Annotated in this window: 14 protein-coding genes; 8 read left to right on the top strand and 6 right to left on the bottom strand. The window is 41.5% G+C overall.

Annotation, left to right across the window (positions count from 1 at the left end; genetic code table 11):
* The first annotated feature begins 273 nt into the window (after window positions 1–273).
* The 6 genes from mrdA to infA all read left to right on the top strand — a co-directional run bounded on the left by mrdA (window position 274) and on the right by infA (window position 6,656).
* Entirely contained in the window at window positions 274–2,280 is a 2,007-nt protein-coding gene (gene mrdA / locus R0123_RS00285) for a penicillin-binding protein 2 (protein ID WP_323842691.1), read from the top strand.
* An 18-nt stretch (window positions 2,281–2,298) separates the two neighbouring features.
* Window positions 2,299–2,889 carry a 16S rRNA (guanine(966)-N(2))-methyltransferase RsmD gene (gene rsmD / locus R0123_RS00280; RefSeq protein WP_323842690.1) on the top strand — a complete coding sequence of 197 codons (591 nt, stop codon included), beginning with the start codon at window positions 2,299–2,301 and terminating at the stop codon, window positions 2,887–2,889.
* 296 nt (window positions 2,890–3,185) lie between these two features.
* A complete protein-coding gene (gene asd / locus R0123_RS00275) occupies window positions 3,186–4,322 on the top strand; it encodes an aspartate-semialdehyde dehydrogenase (protein ID WP_323842689.1) in 1,137 nt (378 codons plus the stop codon).
* A 104-nt stretch (window positions 4,323–4,426) separates the two neighbouring features.
* Complete coding sequence (locus R0123_RS00270) at window positions 4,427–5,392, top strand: asparaginase domain-containing protein (RefSeq protein ID WP_323842688.1); 966 nt, start codon at window positions 4,427–4,429, stop codon at window positions 5,390–5,392.
* Complete coding sequence (truA, locus tag R0123_RS00265; RefSeq protein ID WP_416381675.1) at window positions 5,374–6,204, top strand: tRNA pseudouridine(38-40) synthase TruA; 831 nt, start codon at window positions 5,374–5,376, stop codon at window positions 6,202–6,204. The genes R0123_RS00270 and truA overlap by 19 nt, the downstream gene beginning before the upstream one ends.
* A gap of 230 nt (window positions 6,205–6,434) precedes the next feature.
* Window positions 6,435–6,656, top strand: a complete 222-nt coding sequence (infA, locus tag R0123_RS00260; protein WP_029102801.1) for a translation initiation factor IF-1 — start codon at window positions 6,435–6,437, stop codon at window positions 6,654–6,656.
* Between the two features lie 124 nt (window positions 6,657–6,780).
* Here the strand turns inward: infA and R0123_RS00255 are convergent, their stop codons facing one another.
* The gene (locus R0123_RS00255; RefSeq protein WP_323842687.1) at window positions 6,781–7,464 is read right to left on the bottom strand and encodes a carboxylesterase; all 684 of its coding nucleotides are present in this window, start codon (window positions 7,462–7,464) and stop codon (window positions 6,781–6,783) included.
* A gap of 175 nt (window positions 7,465–7,639) precedes the next feature.
* Here R0123_RS00255 and R0123_RS00250 point away from each other — a divergent pair, with 175 nt between their 5' ends.
* Window positions 7,640–8,536: a neutral zinc metallopeptidase gene (locus tag R0123_RS00250; protein ID WP_323842489.1), complete on the top strand. Its 897-nt coding sequence runs from the start codon at window positions 7,640–7,642 to the stop codon at window positions 8,534–8,536.
* Between the two features lie 149 nt (window positions 8,537–8,685).
* On the top strand, window positions 8,686–9,582 hold the full coding sequence (locus R0123_RS00245; protein ID WP_416381673.1) for an ATP-binding protein: 897 nt from the start codon (window positions 8,686–8,688) through the stop codon (window positions 9,580–9,582).
* 291 nt (window positions 9,583–9,873) lie between these two features.
* Here R0123_RS00245 and R0123_RS00240 read toward each other — a convergent pair whose 3' ends face one another.
* From R0123_RS00240 to R0123_RS00220, 5 genes are all read right to left on the bottom strand, one after another.
* Window positions 9,874–11,472 carry an ABC transporter ATP-binding protein gene (locus tag R0123_RS00240; RefSeq protein WP_323842488.1) on the bottom strand — a complete coding sequence of 533 codons (1,599 nt, stop codon included), beginning with the start codon at window positions 11,470–11,472 and terminating at the stop codon, window positions 9,874–9,876.
* Between the two features lie 9 nt (window positions 11,473–11,481).
* A complete protein-coding gene (oppC, locus tag R0123_RS00235; RefSeq protein WP_323842487.1) occupies window positions 11,482–12,378 on the bottom strand; it encodes an oligopeptide ABC transporter permease OppC in 897 nt (298 codons plus the stop codon).
* A gap of 12 nt (window positions 12,379–12,390) precedes the next feature.
* Window positions 12,391–13,314: an oligopeptide ABC transporter permease OppB gene (gene oppB / locus R0123_RS00230; RefSeq protein ID WP_323842486.1), complete on the bottom strand. Its 924-nt coding sequence runs from the start codon at window positions 13,312–13,314 to the stop codon at window positions 12,391–12,393.
* Between the two features lie 450 nt (window positions 13,315–13,764).
* Window positions 13,765–15,432 carry an ABC transporter substrate-binding protein gene (locus R0123_RS00225; RefSeq protein ID WP_323842485.1) on the bottom strand — a complete coding sequence of 556 codons (1,668 nt, stop codon included), beginning with the start codon at window positions 15,430–15,432 and terminating at the stop codon, window positions 13,765–13,767.
* Between the two features lie 251 nt (window positions 15,433–15,683).
* The gene (locus tag R0123_RS00220) at window positions 15,684–16,973 is read right to left on the bottom strand and encodes an adenylosuccinate synthase (RefSeq protein ID WP_323842686.1); all 1,290 of its coding nucleotides are present in this window, start codon (window positions 16,971–16,973) and stop codon (window positions 15,684–15,686) included.
* Window positions 16,974–16,975 lie beyond the last annotated feature (2 nt).

Raw genomic sequence — 16,975 nt, 5'->3', positions numbered from 1 at the left:
GGTTACTTTTTTATGACAAACCCTCTAGACCAACCTATATTCCACCCTTAAAGGCCATTTAAGTAACCTACCATTGATGGCTTTTATAAACCCATGTTGAGTACAGGCATTTTATTGTAGATATTTTTAAAATGATGGCCAATTCGTGATAAAATGCCAAGCTTAGCTTATTGTTATTTTTTTACAACTTGACTTTCAAACTTTTAAATAAAGCAATTTTAATTTTGATTTTTTAATACTCAGACAGCCAGCCGTAACAATACACCGCATACCATGAGAGAATCCATTCACAGCACCACCAGTCAAAACAAGCAACTTTTTAGTCGTCGTGTTGGGGTCTTGGCCATAACCATACTTATGGGAACAGCAGTTTTATTGGCACGCTATGGTTATTTGCAGATTCATCAACATGATAAATTTGTTACCGCTTCTGACAATAACCGCATCAAGCTCATTTCAAGCCCGCCATCTCGTGGACACATTTATGACCGCAATGGCATTTTGCTGGCAGACAATGAGCCAGTTTTTACTGTCGTCATTTCACCCGATGAAGTTGAAAACGCAGCATATACCTTGCAGTTGTTACAGCCAATTTTTGCTTTAACCAACGAAGACATCACCGATATTTTATCACGCATTGATCAATCAAAAAACAATCCCATTACTGTTAAGATAAACCCTACCGAAGAACAAATTGCCCAATTTAGCGAAAGAAAGCCGTTTTTTCGTGGCGTCAGTGTACAGACCAAATTGACTCGTTCTTATCCTTATGATGACTTATTTGCCCATGTCATCGGTTATGTCGGACGCATCAATGACAAAGAATCCAAAACCATCAAAAACAATCCCATCACCCAACAGCTGTACGCTGGGACGGATTTGATTGGCAAAACTGGCATTGAAAAACAGTACGAGGATATTTTGCTTGGTGAGCCAGGCTACCAATCGGTTGAGACAAATGCACATGGAGATGTTTTGCGTCGCCTTGATAGTAAAGCACCTATAGCGGGCAATGATATTTACCTTAGCCTTGATTATGGACTGCAAAAAATTGCCGCCGATCAACTAGATGGTCGGCGTGGTGCCATCGTGGCCCTAGACCCCAAAAATGGTGAGGTGTTGGCATTTGTATCCAACCCAAGTTTTGACCCCAACCCATTCATCTCTGGCATCTCATCTAAATTATATGGCACGCTCAGAGATGATATCGATCAACCATTGTACAACCGAGCCTTACAAGGTCTTTACCCACCAGCATCTACCATCAAGCCATTTGAGGCAATGGGGATTTTGCATTATGGTATCATGGATTGGGAAGATACCATTTATGACCCAGGTTATTTTAGCTTGCCAGGAGATAGTCATCGCTTTCGTGACTGGAAGAAAGGAGGGCATGGCACAGTAGACATGGCAAAGTCAATCATCATGTCAGTAGACACCTACTATTATAAAAACGCATACATATTAGGCATTGATCGCCTGCACGATTGGATGGGTCGTTTTGGTTTTGGTAAAAAAACAGGCATTGACCTGCCTAATGAAAAAGCAGGACTGATGCCCTCGCCCAAATGGAAAAAACAAACCTACAACAAAGATTGGTTACCTGGCGAAACCATTTCGGTATCAATTGGACAAGGTGCATTTTTAGCAACTCCGCTACAAGTCGCTGCTGCCACTGCCACGACCGCCAACAAAGGATTGATGACCATACCACACTTTCTTAAAAAATCAGAAGGGGCAAAAACCATCGCCATTCCTAACAAACCTACAAGGCAAATTGATTTTAATGGCTCGGAGTCTGATTGGCTACAAATGCACCAAGCCATGGAAGATACTTTGCGTCTTGGTACAGGTAGGGCTGCCTACACCACACGATATCGCAGTGCAGGCAAAACAGGCACGGCACAAGTTAAATCTATTGCACAAGGCAAATCCTATAACAAAGCCAGCCTGAGCGAACGCCATTGGGATCATGCATGGTTCATGGGTTTTGCACCTGTTGAAAACCCAGAAATCGCTTTGGCGGTATTGGTTGAAAATGGTGGCGGTGGCGGTCAAGTTGCCGCTCCTATTGGACGCATACTGTTTGACTACTGGATGATTCAGCGTATCAATAACCCTATTTTACCACCAAGTCAAAATGAAATGACTGCCATTCGTGCTGATAAACAACTCAAAATGCAAGCAAAAATTGACGCTTATGTAGCTACCCAAGAACAGGCAAAAGCAGAAGTAACAAACAAGAGCGTAGAACAAAACAAAAATAGTCAAAATCAATAAAATAAAACTCAACCATCAATGAAACAAAAATCCTCTACCCAAAAATCCACCAATCAAGTACGCATCATCGGCGGTCAGTTTAAACGCCGAAATATCAGCTTTGTCAATGCAGATGGACTGCGTCCTACACCTGACCGCCTGCGTGAGACAATATTTAATTGGCTGATGGGCAATTTACAAGATGCGTGCGTGCTTGATGTCTGTGCAGGCTCTGGTGTATTAAGCTTTGAAAGCCTATCTCGTGGTGCATCTTTTGCCACACTTATTGAGGCAAATCAAGCTCAAGCAAGCGAATTAAAACGCAATGCCAACGCTCTAAGACTCACCAAATCTGATATTTGCATCATTCATGACACCGCCCAAAAAGCCCTGACAAAATTAGATCAAGCATTTGATATTATTTTTATTGACCCACCGTATGGTCTTAATCTATGGCAGGATATTTTAATGCTCATCATGAACGGACATTTATTCCATGATGACACACTGATTTATATAGAAAGCGACAATCCTTTAGATGAACTTTTAGAGAGGTTAGATTTAAATATCATCAAATTTGCCAAAGTTGGAAGGGTATTTGCTTATTTATTAACCATAAAAACAAAATAAATAACGCAACAACACCCACAAACCAATCTGTGATTTAGAATATGAATTTTTAAAAAACCTAAGACAATAAAAGGTTTAATAAGTCATTGCCACATTGCTATAAAAATCATCAACCTATTGGATACTTATCATCACTTTTATTGATAAAATGACAAAAAGCACTTGATTTTTTAACAATAAAAGTGCATAGTTATAAGCTTGTTTTTCAATGCTTAATTAAGATTAGGCACATTCATTTTAAATATGTATATCTAAACATTTTTAAATCACTTATATTGCAACACAAGGTGAACATAATGGCAAAAAAACTGGTTGTAGGCTTGGTGGGTTGGCGTGGCATGGTGGGTTCGGTACTCATGAATCGCATGATTGAAGAAGGCGATTTTAACCACATCATTCCTGTATTTTTTTCAACCAGCAATGCAGGCGGACAAGCACCTGATTTTGGCAATGTCATAGCAGCTGACACACTAAAAGATGCAAATGACATCAGCGAACTTGCCAAATGTGATGCCATCATCACCTGCCAAGGTGGCGACTACACCAAAGCAATACACCCTATGTTGCGTCAAAGTGGCTGGCAGGGTTACTGGATTGATGCAGCAAGCTCACTTCGTATGGATGATAATGCAGTCATCATCTTAGACCCAGTAAATCGTGATGTGATTGATAATGCCCTAGCAAACGGTCAAAAAGACTTTATTGGTGGCAACTGTACAGTCAGTTTGATGCTGATGGCTATTGGCGAACTCTTTCGCCGTGATTGGGTAGAATGGGTATCAGCAATGACTTATCAGGCAGCCAGTGGTGCTGGTGCTGCTAATATGCGTGAACTTATCACAGGCATGGGTGTGCTGAATGATAGCGTGGCACAAATGCTTATTGACCCAGCCAGTGCCATCTTAGAAATTGACCGTACCATCGCCGACACTCAGCGTTCAGATGATTTTCCAAAACAAAATTTTGGGGCGGTATTGGCAGGCAGTTTAATCCCATACATTGATAGCCAACTTGATAACGGTCAATCTCGTGAAGAATGGAAAGGCCAAGCAGAGACCAATAAAATTCTTGGAAAATCTGGCAATGAGTCCATCAATATTGATGGTATTTGTGTGCGTGTTGGTGCAATGCGTTGCCACAGCCAAGCTCTGACCATCAAACTCAAAAAAGACATTCCACTTGCTGATATTGAACAAGCCTTGCGTGAAAGTGATAACCCTTGGTTAGATGTCGTAGAAAATGACAAACCAGCCACCATGCAACGCCTGACACCTGTGGCTGTTACTGGCACACTGGGTGTGGCAGTAGGACGACTGCGTAAAATGAACATGGGTGGCGAATATTTGACCGCATTTACTGTGGGCGATCAGTTGCTATGGGGTGCCGCTGAACCGCTTCGTCGTATGCTGGCAATCATTCAAGGTCGCATTTAGTTTTAGGCTTTGATGATGGATTGGACATTTAAAGATGCACGCTATTTTGGCGTGCATCTTTATGTTATGATATGCAACACTCAATAAATTTGACAATCAATTTTATGAATACAACTACCCACCTCATCTACGCTGGCGGTACTTTTGGCAGTCATGGTGTACCACTATCACCCTTGCCTGCCGAAATTTTTTTACCAATTTTAAAAAAAGAATGCCTAGCAAAAATACCAAACACTGCTATTGACATCTTGCCAACCACATCTGTTAAAGACAGCAGCACGCTCACACCCAGTGATTTTGTAGAATTTTATCGCTTAATTTTGATGGCATATGCAAAAGGCGTGCGTCGTTTTGTGTTGATTACAGGGACCGATAGCCTAAGCTTTTTATCCGCTTTTTTAGCCAATGCCTTTGCTGATTTTACTGATATCAGCCTTGTCATTACAGGCAGTATGCAGCCACTACTCATCAGCAACAAACCCACCCATACCATCAATGAGATTTCTGATGCTTGGTCAAACCTGCACAAAAGTATCATTGCCACAACCCAACATAAGGGTGTTTTTGTACAATTTCATCACAAACTTATGGACGCATTTGACACCCAAAAACTAAACAGCCAAGAACATGATGCATTTATTGGCAAATTGGCAAATACTGCATTATTAAAAACCGACCAAACGGTTTTTAATAAACCATTGGTGGCTAAACTTGCTGAGCTACCCACCATGATCGATCATGCCAAAGACATACAAATCACGGCCATCTATTGCCTGCCCAATGATGTCGCCAACCTTGAATATCAATTTGATCATTTAAGTCAGCAAACCAAAGCGGTTATTCTAATTGGTTTTGGTGCAGGCAATGTACCATCCTCGCAAAAGCTGATTGATATCTTAAAAAAACTACAAACCAAAAAAGTGCGTGTCATTTGCACTACCATGTGTGCATTTGGCGGTACAAATGACAATTATATGGCAGGTGCTTGGCAATATGAATATGGCATTGAACCAAGCAAACTTGGCGTTGCAGGAATTTATGGGCAAACACTATGGCAGGCACTACAATGACACAAAACACGCAAACTTATGCCATTGGGGTTGAGTTCATCGGTACAAATTATCGTGGTTGGCAACGCCAACAAACTGTAGATAGCATTCAAGCACGCCTAGAATCCGCCCTATCTAAAATTGCCAATGAGCCCATTGAAGTCATCGCAGCAGGGCGTACAGATGCAGGCGTACATGCAGGAAATATGGTTGCTCATTTTACCACGACTGCTCATCGCACCGAATATAACTGGATGCGTGGGGTCAACACCCTACTGCCTGATGATATCGCTCTACGCTGGATTACCCCCATGCCGTTTGACTTTCATGCACGCTTTGGGGCGATAGCCAGACGCTATCGATACATCACACTCAACCAACCCCATCGCCCTGCCATTTTACGCCATCAAGTAACCCATGTTTATGAACCACTTGATATGGATAAAATGGCACAAGCAAGCAAGCTGCTTATAGGAACGCACGACTTCACCAGCTTTCGGGCGGCACAATGCCAGTCCAATCAACCTGTGCGTACGGTAAGCCATGCCAAGCTGTTTCAGCACGGTGCATTTTTGGTGTTAGACATACAAGCAGATGGGTTTTTGCACCATATGGTGCGAAACATCATGGGAGTGCTGTTTGCCATTGGCAAAGATGAGCTTGGGGCAGATGAAATCACACGGCTCATAGCCGCCAAAGACCGTACGCTTGCCCCACCAACCGCTTCGGCCAATGGGTTATATTTCATCAATGCTTATTATCCTAAACGCTTTCAAGAGCTGTTGCCCAATATGCCATCAACACCGTTATGGCTTGGGCTTTTGGATCAATAAAATGGTCAACTTATCAGATTGGGTTTTGACCATAAAACCCAATAAAGACAACAAAAGGGCAATACCGTGCCATTTAATGAATGAGCACCAAATTTTAACCGCAAAAACTCTTTGCAACTGCTGTCGCCTACCAGCTTTTGCCGACATAAATCCAAGACTCAACCAAAAACCTAGCTTTTAAGGAAAATATCAGCTATAATACCACTTTCATTTTTAACTTAATTTGACTTATGGCCAAAAAAGACGACATCATTGAATTTGAAGGCGAAGTAATTGATACCTTGCCGAACACCCTTTTTAAAGTCCGACTAGATAACGGACACGAAATCATCGCTCACATCTCTGGCAAAATGCGTAAGCACTATATTCGCATTTTGACTGGTGATAAAGTCAAGGTTGAAATGACCCCTTATGATTTATCAAAAGGTCGCATTACTTATCGTGGCAAATAATTAATCAAAGCTAAACCCAACCTTCTGGTTGGGTTTTATTTATTTTTGGTGCAATATTTTGTGCAATGATGAAAAATCATCTCATTCATCATTATCCACTTATTCATTCATGGCTTATCATAGCCTATATATCTTGACCTTGTGCATATACCGATTTTACCCAACGACCAATGTCCTTAATCTGCTGTAAACACACTTGATGTGCCATCGGGTAGGTGCTAAATACTGGGTTTAATCCCAATTTTTCTAATGACGATTTGGCTTGCTCACCTAAAATTTTTGGGACAATGTCATCATAATCACCATGATCAATTTTCACCAAAATACCATCATTTACCCCTACATCTTTAATCTCATTCTTAGTGGCAAAATAAGTTGATAACGCCAGCAGTCCGCCCAGCTGATAAGGCGTGGTAAAAGCATGATGATATGCTATCGCACCACCTTGCGAAAAACCTGCAATGATGATATTTTTGGTAAGAATGCCATTTGCGATTTCCTGCTCAACCAGCTTATCAATGGCTCTGGCAGATGCTTCAATCTGAGCAGTATCTACTTTTCTATCCAGCGTCATCTCAATAATATCATACCAAGCAGGCATGACATAGCCCCCATTCACCGTAACAGGAATCTGCGGTGCGTGCGGAAATATGAACCGCACCGCCAACTCTCCCAAGCCCAATTCAGGCACAATAGGCTCAAAATCATGACCACTTGCCCCCAAACCGTGCAACCAAATAACGACATGCTTAATAGGCTGATTGGCAGGGTTGTGTTCAACAGCCACAAAAGGTAATAATTCACTCATATTCATCTCTCATTTTATTTCATACCAAACCAACAGCATCATAACACAGCCATTAACTTTTCCCAACATTTGCCCAAATAAATTTGCCAAAGTTTTTCACAATTTTACCAAAAAACCTTTATAATTATCATCAACAGATTAATAAACAAATTTATCCAATGAAAGGTAGGCACTCATGCAGTGGAAAGGTCGCAGACAAAGCTCTAACATTGAAGACCGTCGTGGCGGTCGTGGCAAGATGGGTGGCATCAGTATTTTTGGCTTGATTTTAGCACTCATCGTATGGAAAGTATTTGGCATCAGCCCTGAGACCACACTTGGCATCACTCAGACCATCACCCAAAACAGCCAAGCCGACCACAATATTGGCAATGAGACTGCTGAGCAGGCGGAATCTCGTGAGTTTGTGGCCACTGTTTTGGCAGATACTGAAGATGTATGGACAAGCATTTTTCAGCAATTAGGCAATACCTACCAAGCACCAAAACTGGTGATGTTTAGCGATATGGTTCAATCGGCCTGTGGTTCAGCAACCTCAGCAAGCGGTCCATTTTATTGTCCAGCTGATCAAAAAATTTATCTTGATACTTCATTTTTTAAGGCAATGCGTACACAAATGGGCATCACAAGCGAACGCAATCAAACAGAGCTTAGTCATCAAGACCAAGCTGCCGACTTTGCTCAAGCCTATGTGATTGCCCATGAGGTTGGCCATCATGTGCAAACTTTACTTGGTATCTCTGGTCAAGTTCGCCAAGCACAGGCACAAGCAAGCGAATCTACTGCCAATAATTTATCTGTACGCATGGAGTTACAGGCCGATTGCTTTGCAGGCTTATGGGCAAGGCACAACCACGAACGCACGCAATTTTTACAAAAAGACGACATTGAAGAAGCACTTGACGCTGCTGAAAAAATTGGTGATGACTACCTACAACACAAATCGCATGGCCATGTTGTTCCAGACAGCTTCACACATGGCACAAGCAAACAACGCCAACGCTGGTTTTATCGTGGATTGGAATCAGGCGATATCAAACAATGTGATACTTTTGCCATCCGCGAGCTTTGATTCATTGACCAATAAGCATTTGAGTGATCCAATTACTCTAACAAGCCATCAATCCCAAAAAAAAATCATCATAAAAACAACAGTGATTGGCAAACCATCAAAATTATGATAACTTATGCCAATCACCAATCATCTTTTATCAATTTCTTATGGATACAACACCTATTTTACCTGACGAACTGATACAGCTTGCGATGCGGTTTTTTGATGAACATACTCACAAACCCATCAGCATCAATCCTGATGTACTGGCTTATCGCTGGGTGGGTGGTGAGCGTGGTCATCTTGCACCACTTGATGTGATGTTTGGTGTGGATTTAGAAGATTTGATTGGCATTGATGACCAAAAACACAAACTCATTGATAATACACTTCAATTTTTAGCAGGACTGCCCGCCAATCATGTGCTAATGACAGGAACACGAGGTTCTGGCAAATCATCTCTCATGCGTGCTTTACTCAAAAATTATCATCAAGATGGATTGCGGATCATTGAAGTATCTCGTGATGATTTATTGCATTTGGATAAAATTCGCCAAGCCATCAAAAAATCGCATCACCACAACAACCCTAATCGCTACATCGTATATTGCGATGACTTGGCATTTAACACCCAAGATGAAAATTACCGCACCCTAAAAAGCATACTAGATGGCGCACTGGACAGCGAACAAGAGCATTTGCTTGTCTATGCCACCAGCAACCGACGCCATCTATTACCACAAACAATGAAAGACAATGTCAATATCTACAACGGTCAAACAGACGAGATAAACCCATACGAAACCATTGATGAAACCGTATCACTTTCTGACCGTTTTGGCCTTTGGTTGTCATTTCACCCCATGAATCAAACAACCTACTTAAACATTGTAAAAAATTACCTTGAAAAACAAGGTCTAACCATGAACGATGACACACGCCAAGCAGCCCTAACATGGGCTGGCAACCGTGGTGGTCGCTCAGGTCGCATTGCCCATCAGTTTAGTCGGCACTGGGTTGGGCAGCAGCAACTAACCCACCTTAACAAAAACAAACATCATTAAAAAAAAGTAAATTTTTCATGCTTTTGGTTGCATTAAAATTTGTCCAGAAAGTCTTATTGCAACAAAATACTTGTTTTGCCTTTTAATCATTTGGCAAATCATCAAAATAAGCGAGTGTATTTTCACCGCAGTCTGGTTCACGATACCAAAAAACCAACTTATCACACCAAGTCAATTAGTAAGCGGTCGATGATTTTTATTTACCTTTGCCTTATAAATTTATGAATAAAAAAACAGATCGCACCAGCAATCTGTTTTTTTGTTTATCAGACTTAAAGTTGGTTGATCAAATCATGACAAGTTTGATGCTTGTACCAAAATCTTAGTATATTCTTCTTGTGGATTTTCAAAAATCTGCTGAGATGTCCCCATTTCCACCACACGCCCTTCACTCATGACAATCACACGGTCAGATAAAGCACGCACCACCGACAAATCATGACTGATAAAGATATAGCTTAGACCATACTTATGCTGTAAGTCATTTAATAGCTCAACCACTTTAATTTGCGTTGAGCGGTCAAGTGCTGATGTTGGCTCATCTAATAGGACAAATTTTGGCTCAAGAATGATTGCACGCGCAATTGCGATACGCTGACGCTGACCACCAGAGAATTCATGCGGATAACGGTTAATCATCGCAGGCGACAAATTAACCTCGGTAAGCACCCTAGCAACTTTCTCACGACGCTCATCAGCACTCATTTGTGGGTAATGCACCGTCAGACCTTCTGCGACAATCTCACCCACCGTCAAGCGGGGTGATAGCGAGTTAAACGGATCTTGAAATACCATTTGCATGTCTTTTTTGAGTGATTTTTGCTCAGCATCTAAAAAGGTGCGAATGTTTTTACCATGAAAACAAATATCACCACTTGATTCAACGATCTGCATGATGGCACGCCCCAAGGTGGATTTGCCAGAACCAGACTCACCCACAATGCCTAGCGTCTCACCAACTTTTAAGTCAAGCGAAATACCTTTAACCGCATTAAAAACCTGCGTTGGCTTACCCAAAAAATTACGCTTAATCACATAATCCACCTTGACATCATCAGCAGTGATGATTCTAGGTACATCATCACCGATGGCAGGCTTGTGCCTCTCTGGGATTGGGGTAAGCAATTCAATGGTATAAGGGTGTTTTGGATTGTTAAATACGCTTTGGGTTGTTCCACGCTCAATAATCACCCCATGTTGCATGACACACACATCATCGCTATATTTTTTAACAAGACGCAAATCATGTGAAATCAAAATAATCGCCATGCCCATGTCTTGTTGCAATTCACGCATCAAATCCAAGATTTCTGCTTGCGTAGTAACATCCAATGCAGTGGTAGGTTCGTCAGCAATCAATAAATCCGGCTCATTGATGATCGCCATGGCAATCATGATTCGCTGTAATTGACCACCAGAAAACTCATGCGGATAGCAATCCATTTTCTTATCAGCGTTAGGAATTTTAACCTTTTGCAGAGTTTTTAATGCCAGCTGAGTGGCTTTTGCACCGCTGATGTTTGGGTTGTGAATTGAGACTGCTTCGGCAACCTGCTGACCGATTTTCATATAAGGGTTGAGCGATGTCATGGGCTCTTGGAAAATCACACCGATACGCTTACCACGAATCTTACGCATCTGGGATTCAGATTTCTCCAAAACCTCCTCACCTTCAAACAATACAGATGAAGCCTCTCCATAGGTAACAATATTTTTTGGCAAAAGTTGCATGATTGCCATGGAAGTAACGGATTTACCAGAGCCCGACTCACCGACAATTGCTAGTGTACGACCAGATTCCAGCTCAAACGATGATGATTTTACCGCATGAATCAGCTCTTCATCTGTCTTTAAATAGACATCAAGATTTTTTACTTCTAATAGTTTCATCATCACATCCTATTTGTCTTTTGGGTCAAGTGCATCACGCAGACCATCACCGATGAAGTTAAAACAAAACAATGTAACCACCAAAAATACCGACGGTACAATCAATTGCCACGGTGCAACCTGCATGGTTTGAGCACCTTCTTGTAGCAATGCACCCCAGCTGGTCATAGGCTCTTGCACACCAAGCCCCAAGAAACTTAGAAATGATTCAAACAAAATCATGCCTGGCACAACCAACGATGCATAGACCACAACCACACCCAAGACATTTGGCACAATGTGGCGTGTGATGATTTTCCAGTTTGATACACCTGTAACATGTGCAGCAGTGATGAACTCTTTATTTTTTAGACTTAAAGTCTGTCCACGAACCATACGCGCCACATCTAGCCAAGAAACCAAACCAATCGCCACAAAAATCAAGAATATATTACGACCAAACAAAGTTACCAGCAAAATGACAAAGAACATGAACGGAAAGGCACTCAGCACTTCTAAAAAACGCATCATCAGCATATCAATCTTACCGCCTGCATAGCCTGATATCGCCCCATACACCGTGCCAATCAACACCGCTACAAACGCCCCTGCAATGCCCACCATCAAAGAAATACGCCCACCAATAGCAACACGCACGAGCAAATCTCGGCCAAGTGTATCTGTGCCAAAATAATGACCATGTTCAGCTGATGGTGCAACACCCATATTAGCCCAGTCGGTATCAGCATAGCCAAATTGAGATACCATCGGCGTGATGATCACAAAAGCGGTAACCATGACCAAAATGATAATACTGGCAATCGCTGCTTTATTGCGTCGAAATCTACGCCATGCATCTTGCCAAAGACTACGACCTTTAACAGTAGCTGATAACGACTCTTGCACTGTGTTTGTATGTATCGACATATCACATCCTTATCAATATTTAATTTTTGGGTCAATCACAGTGTACAAAATATCTACAATCGCATTAAAGGCAATCGTCAATACACCCACCAAAATTGTCAAACTCAGCACCAAACTATAATCACGGTTCAATGCCCCATTGACAAACAACTGTCCAATACCTGGCAAACCAAAAATTGTTTCAATCACAATTGATCCTGTAATGATACCCACAAATGCAGGACCCAAAAAAGAAATGACAGGCAACATCGCAGGACGCAAAGCATGCTTTAATACAATATGCGACATTGGCAAACCCTTAGCGTGTGCTGTGCGTATAAAAGGACTATTTAGCACCTCAATCATCGAACCACGCATGACACGAGCAATGCTTGAAGTGTATGCAATCGCAAGTGTCCCAACAGGCAAAATCATGTTTCTTAACGCACCGTCATTCCAACCACCAGCAGGTAGCCATTGCAAAGTAACAGCAAAAAGTAGTACAAGTAGTGGTGCTTTAACAAAACTTGGCATGACCACACCCGTCATCGCCACTGTCATCAATGAATAATCAAAAAAACTATTTTGCTTTAAGGCAGCAATCACGCCCAGCGTAATACCCAAAAGCAGTGCAATGATAAATGCCCAAACACCAATCTCCACCGACACAGGTAAAGACTGCGAAAGTAGCTCATTAATTGTATAATCTTTATATTTAAAAGAAGGGCCAAAATCAAAATGCAAAAACAGCTGTTTTAGATAATTTAAAAATTGCAACCACATTGGGTCGTTTAGGTGATATTTGGCTTCAATATTTGCCATCACTGCAGGGGGGAGATTACGCTCACTTGTAAAAGGACTTCCCGGTGCCAATCGCATCATAAAAAATGAAATGGTGATGAGAAAAAGCATCGTCGGAATCGCTTCGAGCGTACGCTTAAAAATCAGCTTAAACATATAAAACCTCGTGTTTGTACATCCATTATTAAAATGCTTACTGTCCAAATAAGCATCTTTGGACACACTCCTTGTATCAAATTGCATCATCATTGCAACAGCAATTTGTTAATTGTTAAACATCAGCTACCAAAAAAAATGGTTGCTTATGTTTATTTTTGTAAGTTTAGTTTGCGGAGAAATTATACATGATTGACTGTGATTTGTGTGTATTAATTCACCAAATAATGATAAATCTTTACCATTTTTTATTAAAAATAAAAATGAACAAAATATTTTTAATCAATTTCATTCATCATCATAAAAAACTTTATAGATATCAACAAGCAATCTTTTTCATCATGTCATCATGTCATCATGCACCGCTTTCATACCACCACATCAATCCTATTGACCACAAAAAACCAATCACAGGCATTACGCCTATGATTGGTAAAAAACATCAGTTGATTAGTGTTTTAGGACTTTTAAGTCTTTGACATGCCATTGGCTTTGTGGGTCTTTATCAGAGAACCCTACAATATAAGGCTTCACTAGGCGTGGAGATACATATTGATAAACAAAGATGGTTGCCGCCTCTTTATCCAGCACTTCCTCAGCCTGACGGTACAGTTCAGCACGCTGTTCTGGCGTTACATCAGCACCTAAGGTTTTTGCCATGATGCCATCAAAGGCTTGACTGCTATATTTACCATAGTTACTTGAATCTGTAGAAACAAAAGTATTTAAGAATGTTGATGCTTCGTTGTAATCTGCACACCAACCGCCACGAGACATCTGATGTTTCTGATTACGGCGAGTTTCTAAATAAGTTTTCCACTCTTGGTTGGCCAAAGATACCTCAACAAAACCAAGCGCATCTTTCCAAAACGCTGCTGCTGCCACTGCCAAAGTTTTGTGCTGTTCACTTGTGTTGTACAGCAGTTCAAATTTCAGCGGGTTAGATTCATTATAGCCAGCCTCATTCAGTAATTTTTTGGCCTCTTCAATGCGTTTGGCTTTATCCCAAGCTTTCCATTCTGGCGTGTAGTTGTTGATGCCGTTCGTAGCTTCTGGGGTAAACTGATAGGCCACTTTTTGACCTTGACCCATAATCTTATCCACTACTGTGTCTCTATCCATTGTCAATGACAATGCTTTACGCACACGCACATCATTAAATGGTGCTTTGGTATGGTTAAATTCATAATAATAGGTGCATAGCTTTGGCTGAATCTTAACTTGGTCACCAAGCTCGCTTTGTAGCTGTTTAAATTGTGTCGGTGGCAGTGCATCAGCAGTAACATCAATCTCGCCAGCTTTGTAGCGTTGGACATCTGTGGTATCCGATGAGATGGCAAGCAAAGTTACTTGGTTGATGGTGGTATTGGCGTCATCGTAATAGTTTTTGTTACGCTCAAGGACAATGCGTTCGTTGACTTGCCATTCTTTTAGACTGTATGGACCATTGCCCACAAAATTACCAACATTTGTCCATTTATCACCATGCTGTTCAACCGCTTTTTGGTTCACAGGTTTTACAGCAGTATGGAACAGTGCGTCTGGGAAATATGGTACAGGCTCAGACAGTGTTACTTCCAGCGTCTTATCATCAATCGCTTTTACACCCAACATCTCAGGTTTAACCTTGCCATCAACAATGTCTTGGGCATTCACAACTTTTAGACCTGACAAATAAGTAGCATAAGGCGATGCTGTCTTAGGGTCAACCAATCGGCGAAAACTATAAACAAAATCATTGGCAGTTACAGGGTCGCCATTTGACCACTGGGCATCACGCAGTTTAAATGTCCATACTTTATTATCAGAGGTTGACCATTCGGTCGCCATACCTGGAACAGTTTTGCCTTCAGCATCTGTTGAGGTTAAACCAACCAACATTTGGCGTAAGATATTTGACTCAGGTACGCCAGATGCTTTATGTGGATCTAAAGTCTCAGGTTCTGCACCGTTGTTAATAACAATCTCTTGTTGCTCAGCAAGGTCGCCCGCTGCCACATCCACCTTGCTGGTATCGCCTTTATTTTCAGCAGTTTGGGTTTTTTGCTCACCACCACAACCAAAAAGTGCAGCAGTTACAGACAATAATAATGCCGATGGCAAAACTTTTGAACTCATAACAATATCCTTATGATAAATAAAAAATAGTCATCTTTAAGCAAAATGATCAATGACTGGGTGTATATATAATCCAATAACCCATCAAAAGTCAAGAAATTTGTTAAAAATTGTAGTTTTTTTCATCAAATAGTAATAATTCTTTAATAAATCTTTTTAACTTTCATCTGCACAGACAAATCCAATCCAATAAAAAAACCCACCAGACAACAGTGGATTTTTTATTGAAGTTAAAATACAAAATCAGGCAATTAATGATCGTAAGGATCTCTTAGTACGATGGTCTCTGCACGGTCTGGACCTGTTGAGATGATGTCCACAGGACAGCCAACCAATTCTTCAATACGCTTGATATAAATTTTGGCATTTTCTGGCAAGTCATCAAACTTGGTAATGCCGATGGTTGATTCATTCCAACCTGCCAAAGTCTCATACACAGGTTCTACTTTTTCATAAAACTCTGCATCATAAGCACCAGCGCACTCACCCTCTGCAACCTGATATTCAGTAGCGATTTTAATCTCGTCCAAGCCATCTAACACATCTAGCTTGGTCAGACAAATGCCAGACATAGAATTTAATACCACCGCACGACGCAAACTCACCGCATCAAACCAGCCACAACGACGAGCACGCCCTGTTGTTGCACCAAATTCATGACCCACCTTCGCCAAGTGCGCACCCACATCATCAAACAGCTCGGTCGGAAAAGGTCCTGAACCCACACGAGTGGTATAAGCTTTTGTAATACCAAGCACATAGTCAAAGTACAACGGGCCAAGACCTGTACCAGTTGCGACACCACCTGCTGTCGTATTTGAACTGGTAACAAATGGATAGGTACCATGGTCAATATCCAGCAATGTACCTTGTGCACCCTCAAACATCAAGTTCTCGCCTGCTTGACGACGGCTTTCCAACTCTTCGGTAACATCAACGACCAAATCTTTTAGCTCTTTTGCCCACGCTTGGCACAAGGCCAGTGTTTCGTCATAATCAATCGCCTGAACTTTATAGTACTGGGTCAAAGCAAAGTTGTGGTATTCTAAGATTGATTCTAGCTTTTGTGGTAAATCTGCACGAAATAAGTCAGCAACTTTAAGAGCTCGGCGAGCCACCTTATCTTCATAAGCAGGGCCAATACCACGACCTGTCGTACCGATTTTGGCATTGCCACGCTTTAATTCACGAGCTTGATCAAGTGCGGTATGATATGGCATGATGAGTGGACACGCTGGAGAGATACGCAGGCGTTCACGCACAGGCACACCTTTTTCAATCAACCCATTCATTTCTTTTAATAATGCATCAGGAGCAAGCACCACGCCATTACCAATAAAGCAAGTAACACTTTCGCGTAAAATGCCTGATGGAATTAAATGCAAAACAGTCTTTTCACCACCCACAACCAGCGTATGGCCTGCATTATGACCGCCTTGATAGCGTGCTACCGCAGTTGCTTTTTCGGTCAGCAAATCTACAATCTTACCCTTGCCTTCGTCGCCCCATTGGCTACCAAGTACAACAACATTTTTACCCATGA

Origin of the sequence: Moraxella sp. Pampa (assembly GCF_035181385.1) — a bacterium.
Taxonomy (GTDB): Bacteria; Pseudomonadota; Gammaproteobacteria; order Pseudomonadales; family Moraxellaceae; genus Moraxella.
The sequence above is the reverse complement of the archived record's forward strand: the minus strand, read 5'-3'. Positions and strand labels throughout refer to the sequence as shown.

Excerpts from the sequence above, each read along its gene's own strand:
- mrdA (WP_323842691.1), top strand. The coding sequence starts at position 274 with ATGAGAGAATCCATTCACAGCACCACCAGTCAAAACAAGCAACTTTTT.
- rsmD (WP_323842690.1), top strand. The coding sequence starts at position 2,299 with ATGAAACAAAAATCCTCTACCCAAAAATCCACCAATCAAGTACGCATC.
- asd (WP_323842689.1), top strand. The coding sequence starts at position 3,186 with ATGGCAAAAAAACTGGTTGTAGGCTTGGTGGGTTGGCGTGGCATGGTG.
- R0123_RS00270 (WP_323842688.1), top strand. The coding sequence starts at position 4,427 with ATGAATACAACTACCCACCTCATCTACGCTGGCGGTACTTTTGGCAGT.
- truA (WP_416381675.1), top strand. The coding sequence starts at position 5,374 with ATGGCAGGCACTACAATGACACAAAACACGCAAACTTATGCCATTGGG.
- infA (WP_029102801.1), top strand. The coding sequence starts at position 6,435 with ATGGCCAAAAAAGACGACATCATTGAATTTGAAGGCGAAGTAATTGAT.
- R0123_RS00255 (WP_323842687.1), bottom strand. The coding sequence starts at position 7,464 with ATGAGTGAATTATTACCTTTTGTGGCTGTTGAACACAACCCTGCCAAT.
- R0123_RS00250 (WP_323842489.1), top strand. The coding sequence starts at position 7,640 with ATGCAGTGGAAAGGTCGCAGACAAAGCTCTAACATTGAAGACCGTCGT.
- R0123_RS00245 (WP_416381673.1), top strand. The coding sequence starts at position 8,686 with ATGGATACAACACCTATTTTACCTGACGAACTGATACAGCTTGCGATG.
- R0123_RS00240 (WP_323842488.1), bottom strand. The coding sequence starts at position 11,472 with ATGAAACTATTAGAAGTAAAAAATCTTGATGTCTATTTAAAGACAGAT.
- oppC (WP_323842487.1), bottom strand. The coding sequence starts at position 12,378 with ATGTCGATACATACAAACACAGTGCAAGAGTCGTTATCAGCTACTGTT.
- oppB (WP_323842486.1), bottom strand. The coding sequence starts at position 13,314 with ATGTTTAAGCTGATTTTTAAGCGTACGCTCGAAGCGATTCCGACGATG.
- R0123_RS00225 (WP_323842485.1), bottom strand. The coding sequence starts at position 15,432 with ATGAGTTCAAAAGTTTTGCCATCGGCATTATTATTGTCTGTAACTGCT.
- R0123_RS00220 (WP_323842686.1), bottom strand. The coding sequence starts at position 16,973 with ATGGGTAAAAATGTTGTTGTACTTGGTAGCCAATGGGGCGACGAAGGC.